Source organism: Cognatiluteimonas sedimenti (genome assembly GCF_022808325.1).
Taxonomy (GTDB): Bacteria; Pseudomonadota; Gammaproteobacteria; order Xanthomonadales; family Xanthomonadaceae; genus Cognatiluteimonas; species Cognatiluteimonas sedimenti.
Window position 1 is genome coordinate 461,584 of the sequence record NZ_JALGCL010000002.1, and the last position, 19,395, is coordinate 480,978.

At 70.8% G+C, this 19,395-nt stretch carries 19 protein-coding genes; 8 read left to right on the plus strand and 11 right to left on the minus strand.

Annotated elements, in window-relative coordinates; all coding sequences use genetic code 11:
* Positions 1-92 precede the first annotated feature (92 nt).
* On the plus strand, positions 93-1,304 hold the full coding sequence (gene purT / locus MQC88_RS08885) for a formate-dependent phosphoribosylglycinamide formyltransferase (RefSeq protein ID WP_243321324.1): 1,212 nt from the start codon (positions 93-95) through the stop codon (positions 1,302-1,304).
* A 104-nt stretch (positions 1,305-1,408) separates the two neighbouring features.
* Positions 1,409-1,846 (plus strand): hypothetical protein, encoded by a 438-nt coding sequence (locus tag MQC88_RS08890; RefSeq protein WP_243321179.1) that lies wholly within the window; start codon positions 1,409-1,411, stop codon positions 1,844-1,846.
* Between the two features lie 104 nt (positions 1,847-1,950).
* Here the strand turns inward: MQC88_RS08890 and MQC88_RS08895 are convergent, their stop codons facing one another.
* The 4 genes from MQC88_RS08895 to MQC88_RS08910 form a co-directional block, all read right to left on the minus strand.
* Positions 1,951-2,706: an arginyltransferase gene (locus MQC88_RS08895; protein ID WP_243321181.1), complete on the minus strand. Its 756-nt coding sequence runs from the start codon at positions 2,704-2,706 to the stop codon at positions 1,951-1,953.
* Between the two features lie 101 nt (positions 2,707-2,807).
* Positions 2,808-3,596, minus strand: coding sequence for a hypothetical protein (locus MQC88_RS08900; RefSeq protein WP_243321183.1), 789 nt, complete (start codon positions 3,594-3,596; stop codon positions 2,808-2,810).
* A gap of 4 nt (positions 3,597-3,600) precedes the next feature.
* Positions 3,601-4,494, minus strand: coding sequence for an acyl-CoA thioesterase (locus MQC88_RS08905; protein WP_243321184.1), 894 nt, complete (start codon positions 4,492-4,494; stop codon positions 3,601-3,603).
* Positions 4,495-4,559: 65 nt separating this feature from the next.
* Positions 4,560-5,144 (minus strand): N-acetylmuramoyl-L-alanine amidase, encoded by a 585-nt coding sequence (locus MQC88_RS08910; protein WP_243321186.1) that lies wholly within the window; start codon positions 5,142-5,144, stop codon positions 4,560-4,562.
* Positions 5,145-5,201: 57 nt separating this feature from the next.
* Here MQC88_RS08910 and MQC88_RS08915 point away from each other — a divergent pair, with 57 nt between their 5' ends.
* Genes MQC88_RS08915 through MQC88_RS08930 form a run of 4 tightly spaced genes read left to right on the plus strand, consistent with a single transcriptional unit; the run spans position 5,202 to position 9,549 of the window.
* Positions 5,202-5,732 (plus strand): alpha/beta family hydrolase, encoded by a 531-nt coding sequence (locus MQC88_RS08915; RefSeq protein ID WP_243321326.1) that lies wholly within the window; start codon positions 5,202-5,204, stop codon positions 5,730-5,732.
* A complete protein-coding gene (rlmKL, locus tag MQC88_RS08920) occupies positions 5,729-7,888 on the plus strand; it encodes a bifunctional 23S rRNA (guanine(2069)-N(7))-methyltransferase RlmK/23S rRNA (guanine(2445)-N(2))-methyltransferase RlmL (RefSeq protein WP_243321188.1) in 2,160 nt (719 codons plus the stop codon). The genes MQC88_RS08915 and rlmKL overlap by 4 nt, the downstream gene beginning before the upstream one ends.
* A 35-nt stretch (positions 7,889-7,923) precedes the next feature.
* Positions 7,924-8,640 carry a class I SAM-dependent methyltransferase gene (locus MQC88_RS08925; RefSeq protein WP_243321190.1) on the plus strand — a complete coding sequence of 239 codons (717 nt, stop codon included), beginning with the start codon at positions 7,924-7,926 and terminating at the stop codon, positions 8,638-8,640.
* Between the two features lie 24 nt (positions 8,641-8,664).
* Positions 8,665-9,549, plus strand: coding sequence for a pirin family protein (locus MQC88_RS08930; RefSeq protein ID WP_243321192.1), 885 nt, complete (start codon positions 8,665-8,667; stop codon positions 9,547-9,549).
* 94 nt (positions 9,550-9,643) lie between these two features.
* Here the strand turns inward: MQC88_RS08930 and MQC88_RS08935 are convergent, their stop codons facing one another.
* From MQC88_RS08935 to MQC88_RS08960, 6 genes are all read right to left on the minus strand, one after another.
* Entirely contained in the window at positions 9,644-10,108 is a 465-nt protein-coding gene (locus tag MQC88_RS08935; protein ID WP_243321194.1) for a hypothetical protein, read from the minus strand.
* Between the two features lie 137 nt (positions 10,109-10,245).
* The gene (locus tag MQC88_RS08940; protein WP_243321196.1) at positions 10,246-11,106 is read right to left on the minus strand and encodes a pirin family protein; all 861 of its coding nucleotides are present in this window, start codon (positions 11,104-11,106) and stop codon (positions 10,246-10,248) included.
* Between the two features lie 90 nt (positions 11,107-11,196).
* Entirely contained in the window at positions 11,197-11,610 is a 414-nt protein-coding gene (locus tag MQC88_RS08945) for a hypothetical protein (protein ID WP_243321198.1), read from the minus strand.
* 73 nt (positions 11,611-11,683) lie between these two features.
* Positions 11,684-12,397 (minus strand): endonuclease V, encoded by a 714-nt coding sequence (locus MQC88_RS08950; protein WP_243321200.1) that lies wholly within the window; start codon positions 12,395-12,397, stop codon positions 11,684-11,686.
* Positions 12,398-12,474: 77 nt separating this feature from the next.
* Entirely contained in the window at positions 12,475-16,023 is a 3,549-nt protein-coding gene (gene mfd / locus MQC88_RS08955) for a transcription-repair coupling factor (protein ID WP_243321202.1), read from the minus strand.
* Positions 16,024-16,206: 183 nt separating this feature from the next.
* Positions 16,207-16,767: a GNAT family N-acetyltransferase gene (locus MQC88_RS08960; RefSeq protein WP_243321203.1), complete on the minus strand. Its 561-nt coding sequence runs from the start codon at positions 16,765-16,767 to the stop codon at positions 16,207-16,209.
* 201 nt (positions 16,768-16,968) lie between these two features.
* On the opposite strand from MQC88_RS08960, the gene MQC88_RS08965 reads away from it, so the two are divergent.
* Entirely contained in the window at positions 16,969-17,895 is a 927-nt protein-coding gene (locus MQC88_RS08965; RefSeq protein WP_243321205.1) for a cation diffusion facilitator family transporter, read from the plus strand.
* A 12-nt stretch (positions 17,896-17,907) separates the two neighbouring features.
* Here MQC88_RS08965 and MQC88_RS08970 read toward each other — a convergent pair whose 3' ends face one another.
* Entirely contained in the window at positions 17,908-18,768 is an 861-nt protein-coding gene (locus MQC88_RS08970; RefSeq protein WP_243321206.1) for a 23S rRNA (adenine(2030)-N(6))-methyltransferase RlmJ, read from the minus strand.
* 216 nt (positions 18,769-18,984) lie between these two features.
* Between MQC88_RS08970 and MQC88_RS08975 the strand changes: the two genes are divergently transcribed.
* Positions 18,985-19,395 carry a GntR family transcriptional regulator gene (locus MQC88_RS08975; RefSeq protein ID WP_243321208.1) on the plus strand — a complete coding sequence of 137 codons (411 nt, stop codon included), beginning with the start codon at positions 18,985-18,987 and terminating at the stop codon, positions 19,393-19,395.

Sequence of the window (19,395 nt, forward strand, 5' to 3'; positions counted from 1 at the left end):
TGGGCCGGCGACGGCGCGAAGGACCGGGCGCGTGCAGGCCGCTGCGGCTAGACTGGAGCGCCTTCCGCCACCACCTTTCTCCCATGCCCGCGATCGGCACGTTCGGCACCCCGCTGACCCCCCGCGCCATCCGCGTGCTGCTGTTGGGCGCAGGCGAACTCGGCAAGGAAGTGGCGATCGAGCTGCAGCGCTTCGGCGTCGAAGTCGTCGCTGTCGACCGTTACTCCGATGCGCCGGCGATGCAGGTCGCGCATCGCAGCCACGTCATCGACATGCTCGACGGCGCCGCGGTGCGAGCGGTGATCGAGCGCGAGCGCCCGCAGCTGGTCGTGCCGGAGATCGAGGCGATCCACACCGAAACCCTGGTGGCGCTGGAGCGCGAATGGGTCGAGGCTGCAGTCGAAGGCCAGCCGGTCGCGCGCGTGATCCCGACCGCGCGTGCCGCGCGCCTGACCATGGATCGGGAAGGGATCCGCCGCCTCGCCGCCGAGGAATTGCGGGTTCCGGTGTCGCCGTACCGCTTCGTCGACAGCGTCGAGGACTACCGTGACGCGATCGCCACGCTAGGCCTGCCGTGCGTGGTCAAGCCGGTGATGTCGTCGTCGGGGCACGGCCAGAGCCTGGTGCGCGGCGACGACGAGATCGACGCTGCGTGGGAGTACGCGCAGACGGGTGGTCGCGCCGGCGCCGGGCGCGTGATCGTCGAGGGCTTCATCGACTTCGATTACGAGATCACGCTGCTGACCGTGCGCCACGCGGCCGGCACCAGCTTCTGCCAGCCGATCGGCCACCTGCAGCGAGACGGCGACTACCGCGAGAGCTGGCAGCCGCAGCCGATGTCCGATCGCGCCCTGGCCGCGGCGCAGGGCATCGCCCGGCAGGTCTCCGATGCGCTGGGCGGATGGGGCGTGATGGGCATGGAGTTCTTCGTCAAGGGCGAGGAGGTCTGGTTCTCGGAGGTGTCGCCACGCCCGCATGACACCGGGCTGGTTACCCTCGTGTCGCAGGACCTGAGCGAGTTCGCGCTGCATGCGCGCGCGATCCTCGGCCTGCCGATCCCGGCGATCCGCCAGCTCGGGCCGTCGGCGTCGTGCGCGGTGCTGGCGCATGGGCATGGGGTGCCGGTTTTCGGCGGGGTCGGCGAGGCGCTGCAGCATCCGGATACCGCGCTGCGGCTGTTCGGCAAGCCGCGCGTGGCCGGGCACCGTCGCGTCGGCGTGACCCTGGCGCGCGGCGCCGACGTCGACGATGCCCGTCGCATCGCGCGCGAGGCCGCCGCGGCGCTGACGATCGAGCTGGTCTGAATGCTTCGCCTGCCCATGTGCTTCAGGACCACCGGCATTGAATCCTCCGCGTCCGCGCCGGCCCGACCGGACGGAACGCATCGAATCCAGTACGGGACCACGCAATGAACGAAAGCAACGGCTACGCGGTGTTCTTCTTCCCGCAGGCGCTGGAAGCGCTGGGCGACGCGATCAAGCCCTACCTGCAGGACAGTCCCGCCGGGCCGCACCTGGTGTGCAAGGAGATCGACACCGGTGGCGCGCTGCTGGAGATGACGCTGGAAGGCGTCACCAGCGGGGGCAAGGCCGTGCAGCTGGAGCTGATGGTGCCCACCTCGATGGTGCGGATGATCGTTTCCAGCCAGAGCGACGGCAGTTTCGGTTTCGGCCCGCGCACCGCCGCGGCACCGGTGCCGGAGTTGCCACCGGTCGGGCCGACCGGGGAATCCGGTCAGTCGCGGCCGGATGCGTTGCCCAGCGGCGGTGCGCTGGTCGTGCCCGAGGAGGCGCCGGCAGGTCCGGTGGCAACGCCGGCGGACGAAACCGCAAAACCGGCACCCTGAGCGCCGCGCTCCGCGCGCGAGCCGCTGGTGCGGAACACCCGTTCTTGATCCGGGGTTGCTCGGCGCGCTCTGGCGACTCGCGCTGCGTGGCGAGGCGGGTCCGGCTATTCCGCAATGAACTGCAACGGCCGCCAGCCGCGGCCGTCGAAAGCTTCCAGCGGCCGGAACCGGCGCTTGTAATCCATCTTGCGATGGCCCGCGATCCAGTACCCCAGGTACAAGTGGCTGCGACCTTCGCGGCGCGCCCATTCGACCTGTTCGAGGATCGCCATGGTGCCCAGGCCACGCGCGGTTTCGTCGGGATCGTAGAAGCTGTACACCGCCGACAGCGCATCCTCGCCGACCAGGTCGGTGACCGCGACCGCCAGCAGGCGATGGGTGTCGCGTTGGCGCAGCTCCAGGAAGCGTCCCTGCGCCCATGCGCCGACCAGGAACTGGTCGAATTCGAGCGCACCATGGTCGTCCATGCCACCACCGGGGTGGCGCGCGACGAGGTAGCGGCGATACAGGGCGAGCTGTTCCACGGTGCGTTGCGCCGGGAGCACGCGCATCTCGACATCGGCATTGCGCCCCAGGCAGCGGCGCTGGCTGCGGCTGGGCGTGAACTCCGCCACCGGGATGCGCACCGCGACGCAGGCATGGCAGCCGCGGCAGTGCGGGCGATAGACGATGTCGCCGGAACGGCGGAAGCCCCAGCCTAGGGCCTGTGGATACAACCGCGGCAGGCGCGCGTCGCGCGGATCCAGCACCAGGTCGCGGGCGGTGCGCTCGGGCCAGTAGCCGCAGGCGTGCTCGCCGGTGTGGAACAGGCGCAGGTCGTCGCTGCGCAGGTCGTCTTCGTGCGGGGATTCACCGCCCATGCCGGCAGCATAGCGCCGTGCATGCTCGTGCGCGCGTTGCTGCCGCCGAGCGGGACGCGGACACGTCATGCCGCCGACGACCGGGCGCGTCCGCGCCTCGCCTAGGGCTGGTAAGGCTCGATCACGCGCCAGCCCGTGGCATTGCGCGACACCTCGTAGGTTTCGCTGATCGGCGCGGCGCCGGCGTCGCGACGGCGCTGCAGCGCGATGGTGCCGGTGCCGGACGCGGCGGCGTGGTAGCTGTGGATCGCCAGCAGCGCCAGCTCCGGGCGCGAAGCGCATTGCGACGCCGGCAGGACCTGCCCGGGCGTCGGCGGCAGCAGCGCCAGCAGGGAAGGCGCAGGATCCTGCCCGTCGACCGACAGGCACACCGACTGGCGGGGGCGCGTGGGCAGTTCTCCGGCGAGTACCGCGACGGCCAGTGCGTCGGGCGTCGCTGACATCCCGGCCGCCAGGGCGGGTGCCGCGGCGGGGACCGGGGCTGGCGGTTGCGGCTTGCGTTGCGACACGTACGCCAGCGCAACCACCACCACGATGGCCAGCAGCAATCCGGCCTTGAGCCGGAACGCACGCTTGCGCCCCGGGTCGTCGGCCATCGCCGGTTCCTCGCTGCGGAACACCGGCAGGGTGTAGCCGGTCTCCATGCGGGTGCTGTCCAGCAGGCCGGACTTGCGCAGCAGTTCGCGCGCGGCGGGCTGGTCTTCCGAGCGCACCACCCAGACTGCCGGGATCGGCTCGCTGCGGGCGTGGTCGCGATAACTGAAGTCGCCGCGCAGCCCACCCTTGTAGGAACGTCCGTGGGTGACGCAGGTCTGGATGCCGGCGTCGCCGAGCAACTTGGCCACGCTCTCGACGTTTTCCAGGCGTGGACTGGCGAACACCCTGCGCACGGCGTCAGGCCCCCGGCACGTGCGTGGCGGCGGCCGGGTCGGCGACGACGCGGATCAGGCCTTCCTGCGCGCTGCTTGCCACCAGCTGGCCGGCGCGGTCGTAGACCAGTCCACGCGCCAGCCCGCGCCCGCCCTGCGCGCTCGGGCTGTCGATCGAATACAGCAGCCATTCGTCGGCGCGGAACGGGCGGTGGAACCATAGCGCGTGGTCGAGCGAAGCCATCTGCACGTTCGGTTGGTAGTAGCTGATGCCATGCGGGAAGGTCGCGGTGCCGAGCAGGTGGAAATCCGACGCGTAAGCCAGCAGCGCACGATGCAGTTCCGGCGCGTCGCCGACGCGTTCGGAGAGCTTGAACCACACGTGCTGGAACGGCGGCCGCTTCGGAGGATTGAGTTCGTCCCGCGGATAGACGTGGCGGAACTCGAACGGCCCCATCCGCGACAGCCAGCGCTGCACCTTGGTCGGCAGCCTGGCGAACACGTCCGCAGGCAGCGCGGGCGATGGCTCGATGTCCTCGGGCCCGGGGACCTCGGGCATCTTCAGCTGGTGCTCGCCGCCGGGTTCGTGTTCCTGGAACGACGCCGCGCAGAAGAAGATCACCTGCCCGTGCTGGATCGCGGTCACCCGGCGCACCGAGAAGCTGCCGCCGTCGCGGGTTCGGTCGACGTGGTAGACGATCGGGTGCTCGATGTCGCCCGCGCGCAGGAAATAGGCATGCAGCGAATGCGCGTCGCGCGGGGCCTGCAGTGTCGCCTGCGCCGCGGACAGTGCCTGCCCGAGCACCTGGCCACCGAATACGTACTTGGTGCCGATGTCGCGGCTCTCCCCCCGGAACAGGTTGTCCTCGAGGCGCTCGAGCGACAGCAGTTCGATCAGCTCGGAGACGGGGGAGGTCATGCGCGACGGCCAGCGTGGATGGCCGGCGATTATAGCGGGCGGGTGCAGCGTGGCCCCGACGCCGCTCAGGGATCGACGGGCGCCTGCAGGCGTTGCAGGGCGAGCTGCGCCATCACCGCATTCCACGGGAACAGCGGACCCGGGTCGCGCTTGCGGCGCACGCGCTTGCCGGGGTCGTCGCTGGCCGGCACCTCGTCGCGGTCCAGGTCCTCGTGCCCGGCGATGAAACGCAGCGCGGGCAGCTGCTGCTGCAGGTGCCGCAGCAGTGCCAGCAGCGCGGCAACCTGCGCATCCGGATACGGCTCGTCCATGGCCTGGTGCCCAACATCGAGCCAGCGTGGCCAGCGCCCGCGATTGACCAGCTCGATCCCGATCGCGCGCGGATTGTGGCCGCGGACGTGGTGGGCGACGCGCTCGATGTCGATCCAGCGCTGCACGCTGCCGTCGCGGTCGATGTAGAAGTGGCCGCTGTTGCCGGTCCCTGATTCCGGATAGAGGATGCGCTCGCCGTATTCGCGCGCGGTGGCCAGGTCGGGCAGCTCGGTGCAGTGCAGCACCACCAGGTCGACCTGGGTGGGCGCGCGCGGTTGCAGCCGGCCTTCGTAAGGCAGCGCATCGATCGTGATCGCAGGCGACGGCTCGGGCGGCATCGCGCGGATGCTAGCATCGTCGCCGCCGCGATCCGCGTGCGTTCTGCCGGTCACACCATGCGCGGCCACTGCATCCTGTCCCACGGCTTCGAAAGCGGTCCCGATGCCGCCAAGGTCACGGCGCTGGCCGAAGTCGCGCAGCGTCACGGCTGGAGCCACGAGAGGCCGGATTTCACCGACCTCGACGCCCGCCACGATGTCAGCGAGCTGGGCGACGTGCCGGCGCGGCTGCAACGGCTGCTGGCCCTGGCACGGGCGGCAGCGGCGAAGGGGCCGCTGTTGCTGGCCGGCTCCAGCCTTGGCGCCTGGATTTCGGCGCAGGCGTCGCTGCAGGTGGCGGTCACGGGCCTGTTCCTGCTGGCGCCGCCGGTACGGATGGCGCCGGCCCCGCCCATGGATGCCGCGCGCGTGCCGATCTCCATCGTCCATGGCTGGGACGACGAACTGATCCCGGCCGCCGACGTGGTGGCGTGGGCGCAGCCGCGGCGCGCGCGCCTGCTGCTGGTCGACGACAGCCACCGCCTGTCCGCGCACGTGGCGGCAAGCGCCGACGCCTTCGCCGCGCTGCTGGCGTCGTTGCCGGCATGAAATTCTTCGCCAGCTGCGGCAAGGGCGTGGAATACCTTCTGGCCGACGAGCTGCTCGCGCTGGGTTGCACCGCCGCGACCGCGGCGCTGGCCGGCGTCAATGTCGAAGGCACGCTGGCCGATGCGCAGCGCGCGGTGTTGTGGTCGCGACTGGCCAGCCGGGTGCTGTGGCCGCTGGCCGAATTCGACTGCGCCGACGAACACGCGCTGTACGCCGGCGCCGCGGCGTTGCCCTGGCATCGGCACCTGGATGCGGCGATGACGCTGGCGGTCGATGCGCACGTTTCCGGGCAGGCGCTCACGCACGAGCGCTACGCCGCGCAGCGGGTCAAGGACGCCGTCGTCGACGTGATGCGCGCCAGCACCGGCGCGCGCCCGGACGTCGATACCGTGGCGCCGGACCTGCGCCTGAACCTGGTGGTGCGCAAGGGCAGGGCGATCCTGTCGGTCGACCTCGGCGGGGGTCCGCTGCATCGCCGCGGCTGGCGCCAGCAGCAGGGCGAGGCGCCGCTGAAGGAAACCCTCGCCGCCGCGGTGCTGCTGCGCGGCGGCTGGCCGCAGCTGTACGCCGAAGGCGGTGCGCTGCTCGACCCGATGTGCGGCAGCGGCACGCTGCTGATCGAAGGCGCGCTGATGGCCGCCGATGTCGCCCCCGGCCTGCAGCGGCATGTCGACGTGCACGGCGGCGAACGCCAACCGTCGCGCTGGCTCGGCTTCGATGCAACGGCGTGGCAGTCGCTGGTCGCCGCAGCGCGCGAGCGCGAACGCGTCGGCCGCGCCGGGTTGCGCCCGGTGTTCTCCGGCAGCGACGTGGATCCGCATGCGATCCGTGCGGCCAACGGCAATGCGACCCTGGCCGGGCTGGCCGGTGTCATCCACTTCGACACGCACCCCATCGAAGCCGTGCCGGTGCAGGCCGCCGCCCGTGGCCTGGTCGCCTGCAACCCCCCCTACGATGCGCGCCTGGCCGCGGACCCGGCGCTGTACCGCGCGCTGGGAGCGGCGTTGCAGCGCGCGGTCCCCGGCTGGCGCGCCAGCCTGCTGTGCGGCGACGCCGGCCTGGCCCGCGCCACCGGCCTGCGCGCAGGGAAGCGGTACCAGCTGTTCAACGGTGCGCTGGAATGCACGTTGATCGTGGTCGATCCGGTCCTGCCCCCCGCGCGCGACGGCGCCGACGCGCCGGTGGCGCTCTCCGATGGCGCGCGGATGATCGCCAACCGCCTGCGCAAGAACCTGAAGAAGCTCAAGCCCTGGCGCGAGCGCGAAGGCGTGTCCTGCTATCGCGCCTACGACGCGGACCTGCCCGAATACGCCGCCGCGATCGACGTCTACGCCGAGGCCGACGATCCGTCGCGGCAGTGGCTGCACGTGCAGGAATACGCGGCGCCGGCCGAAATCCCGGAAGCGGTGGCGCGGCGGCGCCTCAACGAACTGCTGACCGCCGCGCGCGACGTGTTCGCACTGCCGCGCGAGCGGATCGCGTTGAAGACCCGGGCCATCGGCAAGGGCGGCAGCAAGTACGCCGGCGGCTTCGATCGCCGCGGTGACTACCTGGTCGTGCGCGAGGGCGATGCGCGGCTGCGCGTGAACCTGTTCGACTACCTGGACACCGGCCTGTTCCTCGACCATCGGCCGATGCGGCTGCGCATCGCCGATGAGGCGCACGACACCCGCTTCCTCAACCTGTTCGGTTACACCGGTGCCGCGACCGTGCATGCCGCGCTCCGCGGCGCGCGCAGCACCACGACCGTGGACCTGTCGGCGACCTACCTGCAGTGGTGCGCCGGCAACCTGCAGGAGAACGAGGTCGGCGGCGCAAGGCACCGGCTGGTGCAGGCCGACGCGCTGCAATGGCTGCAGGCCGACATCGGCCAGTACGACCTGGTGTTCTGCGATCCGCCGACGTTCTCCAATTCCAGCCGGGCGCGGGATTTCGACGTGCAGGCCGAACACGTGCGCCTGCTGCGCGCCGCGGTCGCGCGGCTGGCGCCGGGCGGGGTGCTGTATTTCTCCAACAACTTCCGCCGCTTCCGCCTGGATGGCGAGGCGATCGCGGAGTTCGCCAGTTGCGAGGACGTCAGCGCAGCGACGATCCCGCCGGATTTCGCCCGCGATCCACGCATCCACCGCTGCTGGCGGCTGCAGCGGCGCAGTTGACGCCCGGTGCACCAGGCTAGCCGCAGACTCGCCGCATGCACGTCCACCCCCGGCCTCGCCATCGCCCGCTCCGTCGCTGGGACTTCTTCCGCCGCTGGATGCGCAATCCGCGCGCGGTCGCGGCGGTAGCGCCTTCGAGCCGTGAACTGGCGCGGTGCATGGTCGACGAGCTTCCCGCCGACGCACGCCGCGTCATCGAGCTCGGGCCGGGCACCGGGGTCATGACCGAGGCGCTGCTCGCGCACGGGTTGCGACCGGAGGCATTGCTGGCGGTGGAGCTGGATCCGGCATTGCACCGGGCGTTGCAGGCGCGTTTCCCGCAGCTGCGCGTGGTCCACGGCGATGCACGGGACCTGCGGGCGCTGGCGCAGGGTTTCGCCGCGCCCGGCACGCTCGATGCGGTGGTCTCCAGCCTCGGCCTGCTGGGCATGGACGAGGGCGATCGCGGCGCCATCCTGGCTGCGGCGTTCGCGCTGCTGCGCGAAGGCGGACGCTTCATCCAGTTCACCTATGGCGTCAGCTCGCCGCTCGCTGCCGCGCAACTGCGCCGGCTCGGCCTGCGCGGTCGCCGTGGCGCCTTCGTCCTGCGCAACCTGCCGCCGGCGACGGTCTACGTGTATACCCGCGCTGGCGACGTCGAACGCGCCACCGCACGCAACGGCGCGGGCGATGGCCCACGTCCGCAGCCACCGGCGCAATCCAGCGTTCCAGCGATGGCGCTGGCAGGTCGCCGACGCCGCCACGATCCTTGAGTCCAGAATCTTCGAGGAGGCTCCATGGACAGCACTGCTCCCGCTCCCGCTCCCGCGCGCGCCCACGTCGCCCGCGTGCTGCGAGGCACCCCCACGTCCGACGGCGCCGGGGTCAAGCTGACCCGCGTGATCGGCGGCCCGCAGCTGGACATGCTCGATCCGTTCCTCCTGCTCGACGAATTCGGCACCGACCGCGCGGAGGACTACATCGCCGGTTTCCCCGAGCATCCGCATCGCGGCTTCGAGACCGTCACGTACATGCTCGACGGGCGCATGCGCCACAAGGACAACCACGGCAACGAAGGCCTGCTGGTGCCCGGCAGCGTGCAGTGGATGACTGCCGGCCGCGGCCTGGTGCATTCGGAGATGCCCGAGCAGGAGGCAGGCCGCATGCGCGGCTTCCAGCTGTGGGTCAACCTGCCGGCGAGCGCCAAGATGACGCAGCCGCGCTACCAGGAATTCGCGCCCGGGCAAATCCCGGTAGTGGCGCCGGCACCCGGCGTCAGCGTCAAGGTGATCGCCGGCGCGGTCGCGGACGCCGAGGGTCGCGCGGTGCCCGGCCCGATCGTGCAACCCGCCACCGATCCGCTGTACGTGGACATCACCCTGGATGCCGACGCCGCATGGCGACTGGCGTTGCCGCAGGGCCACAGCGCGTTCGCCTACGTGTTCGAAGGCACGGCGAGCCTGGGCGAGGGCGACGAGGCGCGTGCGCTGCCGGCGCAGCAGCTGGGCGTACTCGGCGGCGGCGAACTGCTGGAGATGCGTGCCGGTAACCAGGGTGCGCGACTGATCCTGGTTGCCGGGCGTCCGCTGCGCGAGCCGGTCGCGCGTTATGGCCCGTTCGTGATGAACACGAAGGAGCAGGTGATGCAGGCCTTCGTCGATTTCCAGGAAGGCCGCTTCTAGCCCAGCCCGATGCGTGGCTCATCGGTACGCCGATGGCCGCGCGCCGCGGACGTGCAACCGCGCACCGCGGGTGCCGTCGCCGCGGGCCGCCGGCCTAGTTGCCGGCGACCTGCTCGCCGCCGCCGCCGGCGCGGAAGCGCAGCGCGCCGACCAGCTGGTAATCGGCGGCCAGCGCGTCCGTTGAGTCGGCCTGCAGCCAGATGTGCGCGTAACGCCCGTCGGCCAGCTGCAGCAGTGTCTCGCGCGCCTGCACGCCCGGGGCAGTGGCGATCTCTGCGCGGTACCAGACCACGTCGCGGCCGTCGACGCGCCCGCTTTCCTTGCCGCTGCGCGGATTGGGCTCGAAGTTGGGCGCCGCGCTGACGTAAAGGCCGAAGGCCTCGGATCCATCGCTGCGCAGCGCGCGGCAGAAATCGCTGTCGGCGGTGCTTCGGGCTTCCCAGGTCAGCCCGGCGCCGGCGGGCAGTTGCGGGCAGGCTGCGGCCTGTTGCGCGTCCTGCGCGTTGGCGCCGCTCGCCGACAGCAGGCCCGCAAGCATCAGTGCCGTGGTCTTGTTCATTCGATCGCCCCCTCGCGGTCGTTTGCGACATGACACGCCCCGAACATAGTCCAGGCGCCGCGCGTTGACAAATGCCGCCGGTCGGCGGCGTGGTTGCGGTCGTGCGGCGGCCGTCGCCAGTGCCCGCATTCAGCTTCTCAGCGATCGGGCAGGGGGATGAACTCGTCGTCGCCCGGGACGGTGCCGAAACGGCCGTCGCGCCAGTCCTGCTTGGCCTGCTCGATCCGGTCCTTCGAGCTGGACACGAAGTTCCACCACAAGTGGCGCGGCCCGTCGAGCGGTTCGCCACCGAGCAGCATCGCCTTCAGCGGTGTCTTCGCGCGCAGCGCATGGGTCACGCCGCGATCCAGCACCACGAGGTGCTGCGCCGGGATGTCGGCTCCGTCGAGTTGCGCCTGGCCTTCGAGCACGTACAACGCGCGTTCCGGGTGCGAGGGTTCCAGTGCGAGATGCGCATCCGGCGCGAGGTCGATGGCGACGTTGAGCGTGTCGGCGAACACCCGCACCGGCGATTCAAGCCCGTAGCCGCGCCCGGCGATCACTCGCAGCACCGTGCCATCGCGTTCGCTGCGTGGCAGGGTCGCGGCCGGATGATGGTGGAATTCCGGTGCTGTTTCTTCGTGCGCCCGCGGCAGCGCGACCCAGGTCTGCATGCCATGCAGGGGATGCCCGCCCTCGCGCAGGGTCTGCGGCGTGCGTTCGGAATGGGCGATGCCGCGGCCGGCGGTCATCCAGTTGACGTCGCCGGGACTGATGTCCTGCAGGCTGCCGAGCGTGTCGCGATGGGTGATCGTGCCGGACCACAGGAAGGTCACCGTGGCCAGGCCGATGTGCGGATGCGGGCGCACGTCGATGCCGCGGCCCGGTTCGAAGATCGCCGGGCCCATGTGGTCGACGAACACGAACGGGCCGACGCTGCGCGCCTGCAGCGTCGGCACGGCACGCCGTACCTGGAAGCCACCGAGGTCGTGCACGCGCGGGGCGATCGTCGTGGTCATGCCGGGCTCCGCGATGGACTGCGACGAGCATGCCACGCGCCGGCGCGCTGGAGGGAACGCCGGACGCAACGCTGCGTTGCCGGATGTTCCTCAGTCGGCGCGATCGACCCGGAGGCTGGCCGCCGGCGGCTCGTCGAAGCTCAGCGACAGCAGGCTCAGGCGCCGCTCGCCGATGGCATGCACCTTGTCGCCCTTGGTCGTGTGCAGGCTGAAGGTCTCGGAGGCACCGGACGCGGGTTGCCACTGGAACACGAGTTCGGCATCGCCCGCCCAGATGCACTGCTGGCCGGGCCGGCAGCGCGAGTCGTTGGCGACCTCCACGAAACGCAACCGGCTTTGGTCGGCGAGGGCCACGTCCTGCTGCGGCAACAGGTTGAACGGCGTGCCATCGGCCACCGGGTTCATGGCGACGGGTCCGGGGCCGTCGCCCGCAGGCGCGGTCCCGCAGGCGGCCAATGCGAGGAGCAGCAGGGTGGCGAGGCTGCGTGGGGCGCTGATCGACATGTCCGGTTCCTGCAAGGGGTGTCCCGGAAGTGTAGGCATCGGTCGCGCAGGCGGGGTGAAAGCGGCATGGAGGTCATCGGCGTGGCCCGTCGAGGTGCGATGCGATTCGATTTGCCAGGCGGATCGGCTCGGGCACGCGATCGCTGGTGGTGAAGCGCATCGCCAGTTGCGCCGCGGCCGTCATCGACACGCGGTGGCCGGGCGACACCACCAGAGGTTCGCCGCCGTGCCTGCTGCGCAACAGCCAGCCGACCTGCTGGCCGCCATCGCGCAGGGGCGTGTGCGCGCCGCGGATGTCGTGCAGGGGCGCCGCGGTGCCGACCAGGATCGAACCGGCGATGCCGACGCTCGCGAGACCGGCGACCACGCCGAAGTGCGAGGCGAGGCCGAGCCGCCGCGGATGGGCGATGCCATGGCCTTGGACGAGGACCAGGTCGGGGCGCTGCGGCAGCATCTCCAGCGCCTGCAGCAACAAGGGCAGGTCATGGAAGCTGCGCAGGTCCGGGGGGCAGGGCGCGGCGGAGGCTGCGCGCGCGACCTGCTCGCCGATTACTTCGAGCGTTCCTGCGTCCAGCAGCACCGCGGCGGCACGGGTGACGGTGCCGCCGTCCTCGAGCCCGACGTCCAAGCCGGCGACCGTGCGCAGCGGCTCGTGGAAGTCGTCGCGCACCACGACCCGACGTGCCCATTCCCGCTGCAAAGATTGCGCACCGGCGACGTTCCCGTCCCAGCCCGGCATGGCCAGGCCGGGCTCGTGCCGGGGCTGCGATGCGGGCGGGACGTCCATGGCGGCCATGCTATGCGATGGCGTGTGAGCGCGTGCGGGCATGGTGCGCACTCAGCCAGAAGGCGCCTGCAGGTGGCTTACGACGGCGCCAGCGCCGCCAGCAATGCGCGCGCGGCCTGCAGGCGGCTGCCCGCATCGGGCAGGTCGAGCTTGATGCGCAGCTTGTCGGGCCCGTCCATCGCGTAGTGCCGGGGCTGTTTCTGGATCAGCTGGATCACGGTCATGGGATCGACGCGCGGCTTGCTCTCGAACTGTACCCGGCCGCCCGCCGGGCCGAGGTCGAGCTTGCGGATGCCAAGCGCCGTGGCCTCGTGCTTGAGCGCGGCGACCGCGAACAGGTGCTTTGCCGGATCCGGCAGCAGCCCGAAGCGGTCGATCATCTCCACCTGCAGCTCGCGCAGTCCGTCGGCGTCGCGCGCGCTGCTGATGCGCTTGTACAGGGTGAGCCGCGCATGCACGTCGGGCAGGTAGTCGTCCGGGATCAGCGCCGGGATGTGCAGCTCGACTTCGGCGCCGTGGCGCGCGGTGCCGTCGATGTCCGGCAGCTCGCCGCGCCTGATGCTGCGCACCGCGCGCTCCAGCAACTCGGTGTACAGGCTGAAACCGACCTCGGCCATCTGCCCGCTCTGGTCCTCGCCCAGCAGTTCGCCGGCGCCGCGGATCTCCAGGTCGTGGGTGGCCAGGGTGAAGCCGGCGCCGAGTTCGTCCATCGACGCAATCGCTTCCAGGCGCTTGCGCGCGTCGCTGGTGATCGAGCGCTTGTCCGGCACCACCAGGTAGGCGTAGGCGCGATGGTGCGAGCGGCCGACGCGCCCGCGCAACTGGTGCATCTGCGCCAGGCCGAGTTTGTCGGCGCGGTTCATGATGATGGTGTTGGCATTGGGGATGTCGATGCCCGACTCGATGATGGTGGTGCACAGCAGCACGTTGGTGCGCTGCTTGTTGAAATCGAGCATCACCCGTTCCAGCTCGCGCTCCGGCATCTGGCCGTGGGCGACGCCGATGCGGGCCTCCGGCACCAGGTCCTGCAGTTCGCGCTGCATGCGGCCGATCGACTCGACGTCGTTGTGCAGGAAGTAGACCTGGCCGCCGCGCGCCAGTTCGCGCTGGTGCGCCTCGCGCAGTTGCGCGCCGTCCCACGGGGTGACGAAGGTCTGCACCGCCATCCGGTGTGCCGGAGGGGTGGCGATGATCGACAGGTCGCGCAGCCCGGCCATCGCCATGTTGAGCGTGCGCGGGATCGGCGTTGCGGTGAGCGTCAGCAGGTGCACGTTGGCACGCAACGCCTTCAGTGCCTCCTTCTGGCGCACGCCGAAGCGCTGCTCCTCGTCGACGATCACCAGCCCCAGGTCCTTGAAGCGCACGTCCTTCTGCAGCAGGCGGTGGGTGCCGACGATGACGTCGATCCTGCCTTCGGCGAGCTTGTCGAGTTCGGCCTTGATCTCCTTCGTGGTCTTGAAGCGCGACAGCACCTCGACCTTGAGCGGCCAGTCGGCGAAGCGGTCGCGGAAGTTGCGGTAGTGCTGCTCGGCCAGCAATGTGGTCGGCACCAGCACGGCAACCTGCTTGCCCGCGGTGGCGGCGACGAACGCCGCGCGCACCGCGACCTCGGTCTTGCCGAAGCCGACGTCGCCGCAGACCACGCGGTCCATCGGCTGCGAGGAGCCGAGGTCGCGGATCACCGCTTCGATCGCTGCGTGCTGGTCCGGCGTTTCCTCGAACGGAAAACCGGCCGCAAACGGCTCGTACAGCGCGCGATCGACCTGCAAGGCGAGGCCGGCGCGCGCCTGGCGCTTGGCCTGGATTTCCAGCAGTTCGGCGGCGACGTCGCGGACCTTCTCCGCGGCCTTGCGCTTGGCACGGGCCCACTGCTCGCCGCCGAGCGAATGCAGCGGCGCGGTTTCCGGCGAGGCGCCGGAGTAGCGGTTGATCAGGTGCAGCTGCGCCACCGGCACGTACAGGCGGTCGCCCTTGGCGTATTCGATTTCGAGGTATTCCGCCGGCGTGCCACCTGCGTCGAGCGTCACCAGCCCGCGATAGCGGCCGACGCCGTGGTCCTCGTGCACGATCGGTGCGCCCTCGGACAATTCGCCGAGGTCGCGGATGATCGCTTCCGGCTCGCGCCCGGCGCGCTTGCGCCGGCGGGGTTGCGCGGCGCGCTCGGGGAACAGCTGGCGCTCGGTGAGGATGCACAGCGCGGAGCCGGCATCGCCCTCGGCGTCGATGGCGAAACCGTTGTCCAGCGGCGCGACGGCAATGCAGAACCTGTCCGCGGTCGCTGCCGTGGCCGCGCCCGCCCCGGCGCGCGGAAGCTCGCCCGTGGCGCCCGGCGTGGTGCTGCCGCCGGCCAGGAATTCCGCGAACGATGCCAGCACCCGCGGCCGCAGGTCGGCGGCAAGCAACACCTCGGCCAGGGCTTCGCGCCGGCCCGGGGAATCGGCCGCGACCAGCACCCGGCCGGGATAGCCGGCGAGGAAGGTCGCCAGTGCCGCCGCGGGCGCGCCCTCCTTCGCCGCGATCGGCAGGTCCGGCGCCGGTTGCGTGCCCAGCGCCTGCGCTTCGGCATGGCGAGGATGCCGGGCGCCGCAGACCTCGATCCGCTCGCCGGCGTTGAGGCGCTCGCGCAATGCGTTGGGCGCCAGGTAGAGCTCGGCCGGCGGCAGCAGCGGGCGCTCGATGTCGTGCCGGCGCTGTTCGTGGCGATCCGCCGCCTGGGCATGGAACTGGTCGGCGGCGTCGAGCGCGCCTTCGCCGAGCAGCGGCAGGGTGTCGACGGCCAGGTAGTCGAACAGCGTCGCGGTCGATTCGAAGAACAGCGGCAGGTAGTACTCGATGCCGGCCGGCGCGACACCGGCCTTCAGGTCCTGGAACAGCGCGCTGCGACGGCTGTCGATGTCGAAGCGTTCGCGCAGCGCCGCCATCGCCCGCTGCGTCGCCGCCTCGTCCATCGGCACTTCGCGGCCCGGCAGCAACTGCACCGCGTCGACCTTGTCGAGCGAGCGCTGTGAGTCGGGGTCGAAGGCGCGGATCGAGTCGATCTCGTCGTCCAGCAATTCCACCCGGTAGGGCTCTTCGGCGCCCATCGGGAAAACATCGAGCAGCCCGCCGCGCACGGCGAAATCGCCAGGGTCCATGACCTGCGGCACGTTGCGGTAGCCGGCGGACGCCAGCCGGCGCTTCTCCGCCTCCAGGTCGAGCGCCTGGCCGACGCGCACGTCGAAGGTGTTGCCGACCACGTACCGCAACGGCGGCAACCGTTGCAGGAGCGTCTGCACCGGCACGATCACGATGCCGCGCCTGAGCGCGGGCAGCCGGTGCAACGCGGCCAGGCGCTGGCTGACGATGTCCGGATGCGGGCTGAACTGGTCGTAGGGCAGGGTTTCCCAGTCCGGGAACGGCACCACCGGCAGCGACGGGTCCTCGCCAAGCAGGGTGCGCAGGTCGGATTCGAGCTGGTGCGCGGCCTGGTTGTCGCGCGCGATCGCCAGCAGCGGGCCGCGATGCACGCGCGCGGCCTGCGCGATCGACCACGCCAGCGCCGACGCCGACGCGGGCGCGCGCCAGAACGCGCGCTGTTGGCCGGCGCGGGGCAGCGGCGGGGCGGGGAAGGACGGTGGTTTCGACATCAGGCGGCGATCTCGCGGAAAACCAACCCGGCGCCGGCAGCAGGGCTGCCAGCGCAACGGATCGCGGATTTTACGCGAGCGCCGCCGCGATCATGCGATCAGGAGCGCCTTCGGGCAGCAAGCCGGACGATGATGGCGCGGCGTGGCGTGACGGAAGCCGCCGGCGGACTTTCGGCGTTCGCTTCAGCCGGCATCCGGTGCGAGATCCAGCACGACCCGGACCAGTCCCGGGGCATCGGCGGCTTCGCGATGGAAGCCCAGCGACTGCGCCAGCGCGAGCATCGCCTGGTTGTGTTCGAGCACCTCGCCGTGGATGCGTTCGAGTTTCTTGCCGCGGCTCCAGCGCACCAGCCGCCGCATCAGGTGCCGGCCCAGGCCCATTCCGGCGATGTAGCTGCTGACCAGGATCGCGAACTCGGCTTCGCGGCGGCCGTTGTCCGGCGTCTGTTCGATTGCGACCCGCGCCACCGCACCGACCAGCGCCTCGCCCGGCGGCAGTGGTTCGGCCGCGACGATGGCGAATTCACGGCGCGGATCCGGATGGGTCAGGCGCTCGGCCATTTCCGGGCTGAGTTCCTTGACCGAGTAAAGGAAGCGCTGGCGGATTTCCTCCGGTTGCAGCAGCGGGAAACCGGCGCGCAAGGGCACCGCGTCGTCGGGCCGGATCGGGCGGATCAGCACTTCGCGCCCGTTGGGCAAGCGGATCATCTCGTGCCAGGGCGGGAGGCGGTTGCGGGCAGCCATGGATGGGATGCTCGCACGACCCGGGTGAAGCATGGCTGCACAACGCCTTCACATGCACGCTGTTGTTGCGGGCGTGGCATGAAGCGGGTCGCCGCATTCGCTTTGCTAGACTTCACGGCGCGCACGCGGCCAGTACGGGGCCGCGCGCGCATGCCGCGATCAATGCGGTTTCGCCCTCCCCCCCTTCCACGGAACCAGGCCATGGCCTCCAGCGGCGACTCCACCCGCGCCATCCTGTTCGCGCTCGGAGCCAACCTTGCGATCGCGATCGCCAAGGGCGTGGCGGCGTTCTTTACCCATTCCAGCGCGATGCTGGCCGAGACCGTGCACTCGCTCGCGGATTGCGGCAACCAGTTGCTGTTGCTGCTGGGGATGAAGCAGGCGCGACGACCGGCATCGCCGGAGTACCCGCTGGGGCACGGCAAGGCGGTGTATTTCTGGTCATTCCTGGTGGCGGTGATGCTGTTCACCGTCGGTGGCATGTTCTCGCTGTACGAAGGCATCCACAAGCTGCAGCAGCCCGAGCCGCTGCAGAAGTGGTGGTGGGCGGCCGGAGTGCTGGTGTTCGGCATTGCCGCCGAAGGCGTGTCGATGCGCGCCTGCCTGCAGGAAGTGGACAAGGTGCGCGGCGATCGCAACCTGTGGCAATGGTTCCGCGGCAGCCGCCAGAGCGAACTGGTCGTGATCTTCGGCGAGGACCTGGCGGCCCTGTGCGGGCTGTCGTTCGCGCTGGTGGCGGTGATGCTGACGGTCGTCACCGGCAACCCGATGTGGGATGCGGCCGGCACGATCGCGATCGGGGTGCTGCTGATCGTGGTCGCGGTGCTGGTGGCGATCGAGGTCAAGGCGATGCTGATCGGGCAGAGCATGGCCCCTGCGCGGCTGGCGGAGGTCCGTCGTTATTTCGAGGCGCGCCCCGAGATCGCCAGCGTGATCAGCCTGATCACCCTGCAACTGGGGGAGCAGGCAATGGTCTCGGTGCAGGCGCGGATGCGCGAGGAGCAGGACGCAGAGGCCATGCTGCACCAGATCGCCGAGATCGAACGTGGCCTGAAGAAGGGATTCCCGGAGGTCCGCTGGAGCTTCTTCGAGCCCGAGATCGGCAAGGTGCCGACGGCGGAGCAATAGCCCCGCAGTCGCCTACGCGGGTGGCTTGAGCCACTCGCTGCGGGACGCGGGCGCAGTGGCCTCGCCCAGCATGTCGCGCAGCGCTGCCAGTGCCGGTGCCAGCATGGCCTCGAGTTGCCATGGCGGATTGAGCAGCAGCAGGCCGCTGCCGTTCATGCGCAGCGGCGAATCGTCGGCGCGCACCAGCAGTTCGAGCAACAGCGCCGATTTCGCCGGCAGCGCCGCGGCAGCGCGATGGAACGGTTGCAGCGCGCGCCGCTGCTTGATCGGGTACCACAGCGCGTAACAGGCGTGCGGCCAGCGCGCCAGGCCGTCGCGCAGCGCAGCCAGCGCGGCGTCGAACTCCCGCAGCTGCGCTTCGTACGGGGGATCGACCAGCACCAGCCCGCGCGAGAAGCGGGTGTCGCCAGCGCGCGGTGGCAGCAATGCCTTGAGCGCCGCGTATCCGTCGCGCTGGTGCACGGCAACGCGCGGGTCGCCGCGGAAGTTGGCCTTCAGGATCGCGGCCTCCTCCGGCTGCAGTTCGCAGCAGGCGATGCGGTCGTCCGCGCGCAGCGCGTACGCCAGCAGCCACGGCGAGCCGGGGTAGGCGTGTGCGCCATGCGCGGCGCGGCAGGCACGGATCGCGTCGAGGTAGCGCGCGACGCAGGGATCGCCGATCGGCAGCGCCAGCAGTCTTGCCACCCCGCCTTCGGACTCGCCCGTGCGCCGTGCGGCGTCGGCATCCAGCGCGTACAGGCCGCGGCCGGCATGGGTATCGAGCGCGAAGCAGGGCCCCGGCTTGCGCGCCAGCGCGTCGCACAGCGCCAGCAACACCACGTGCTTGAGCACGTCGGCGTGGTTGCCGGCATGGAAGGCATGGCGGTAGTTCATCGAAGAAGTCTAGCGGCCAGCGTGTTGGATCGACGCCCCGAACCTCCTGCTCGCGGATCGCAGCCCGGCAGGCGCGCGGCCTTCCGCGCAGCCCACCCGCCTGACCGCCGCAACCCGGGCTTCGGTCGGCCCGGCAGGGGATTCGTCGCAGCGGGGCTTGACGTTCGTGGCCGTTCGTACTGTACTAGTAGGCATAGTACAGATAGGACGGACAGCATGGCCCGCACGACGCCCCTGATGATCCAGATCGCGACCGGCGATCCGCGCTCGATCGGCAAGCAGATCGTCGATGCCGTGCGCATGAAGATCGCCACCGCCGAGATCCTGCCTGGCGACCAGCTGCCGAGCGTGCGTGGCCTGGCGCAGCAACTGACGATCAATCCGAACACCGTCGCGAAGGCCTACGCCGAGCTCGTCGCCGAAGGCTGGCTGGAATCGCGCCAGGGCCTGGGCCTGTACGTGGCCCCGCAACGACAACGCCTGAGCGACGCCGAGCGCGAGCGCCGGCTCGACGACGCCATCCAGCGCTTCCTGCACGACGTGATCGCGCTGGACTTCGCGCCTGACGAGGTGCAGGCGCGCCTGCACCACGAATTCCTCGCGCTTGCGCCGCGAAAGACCGCCTGA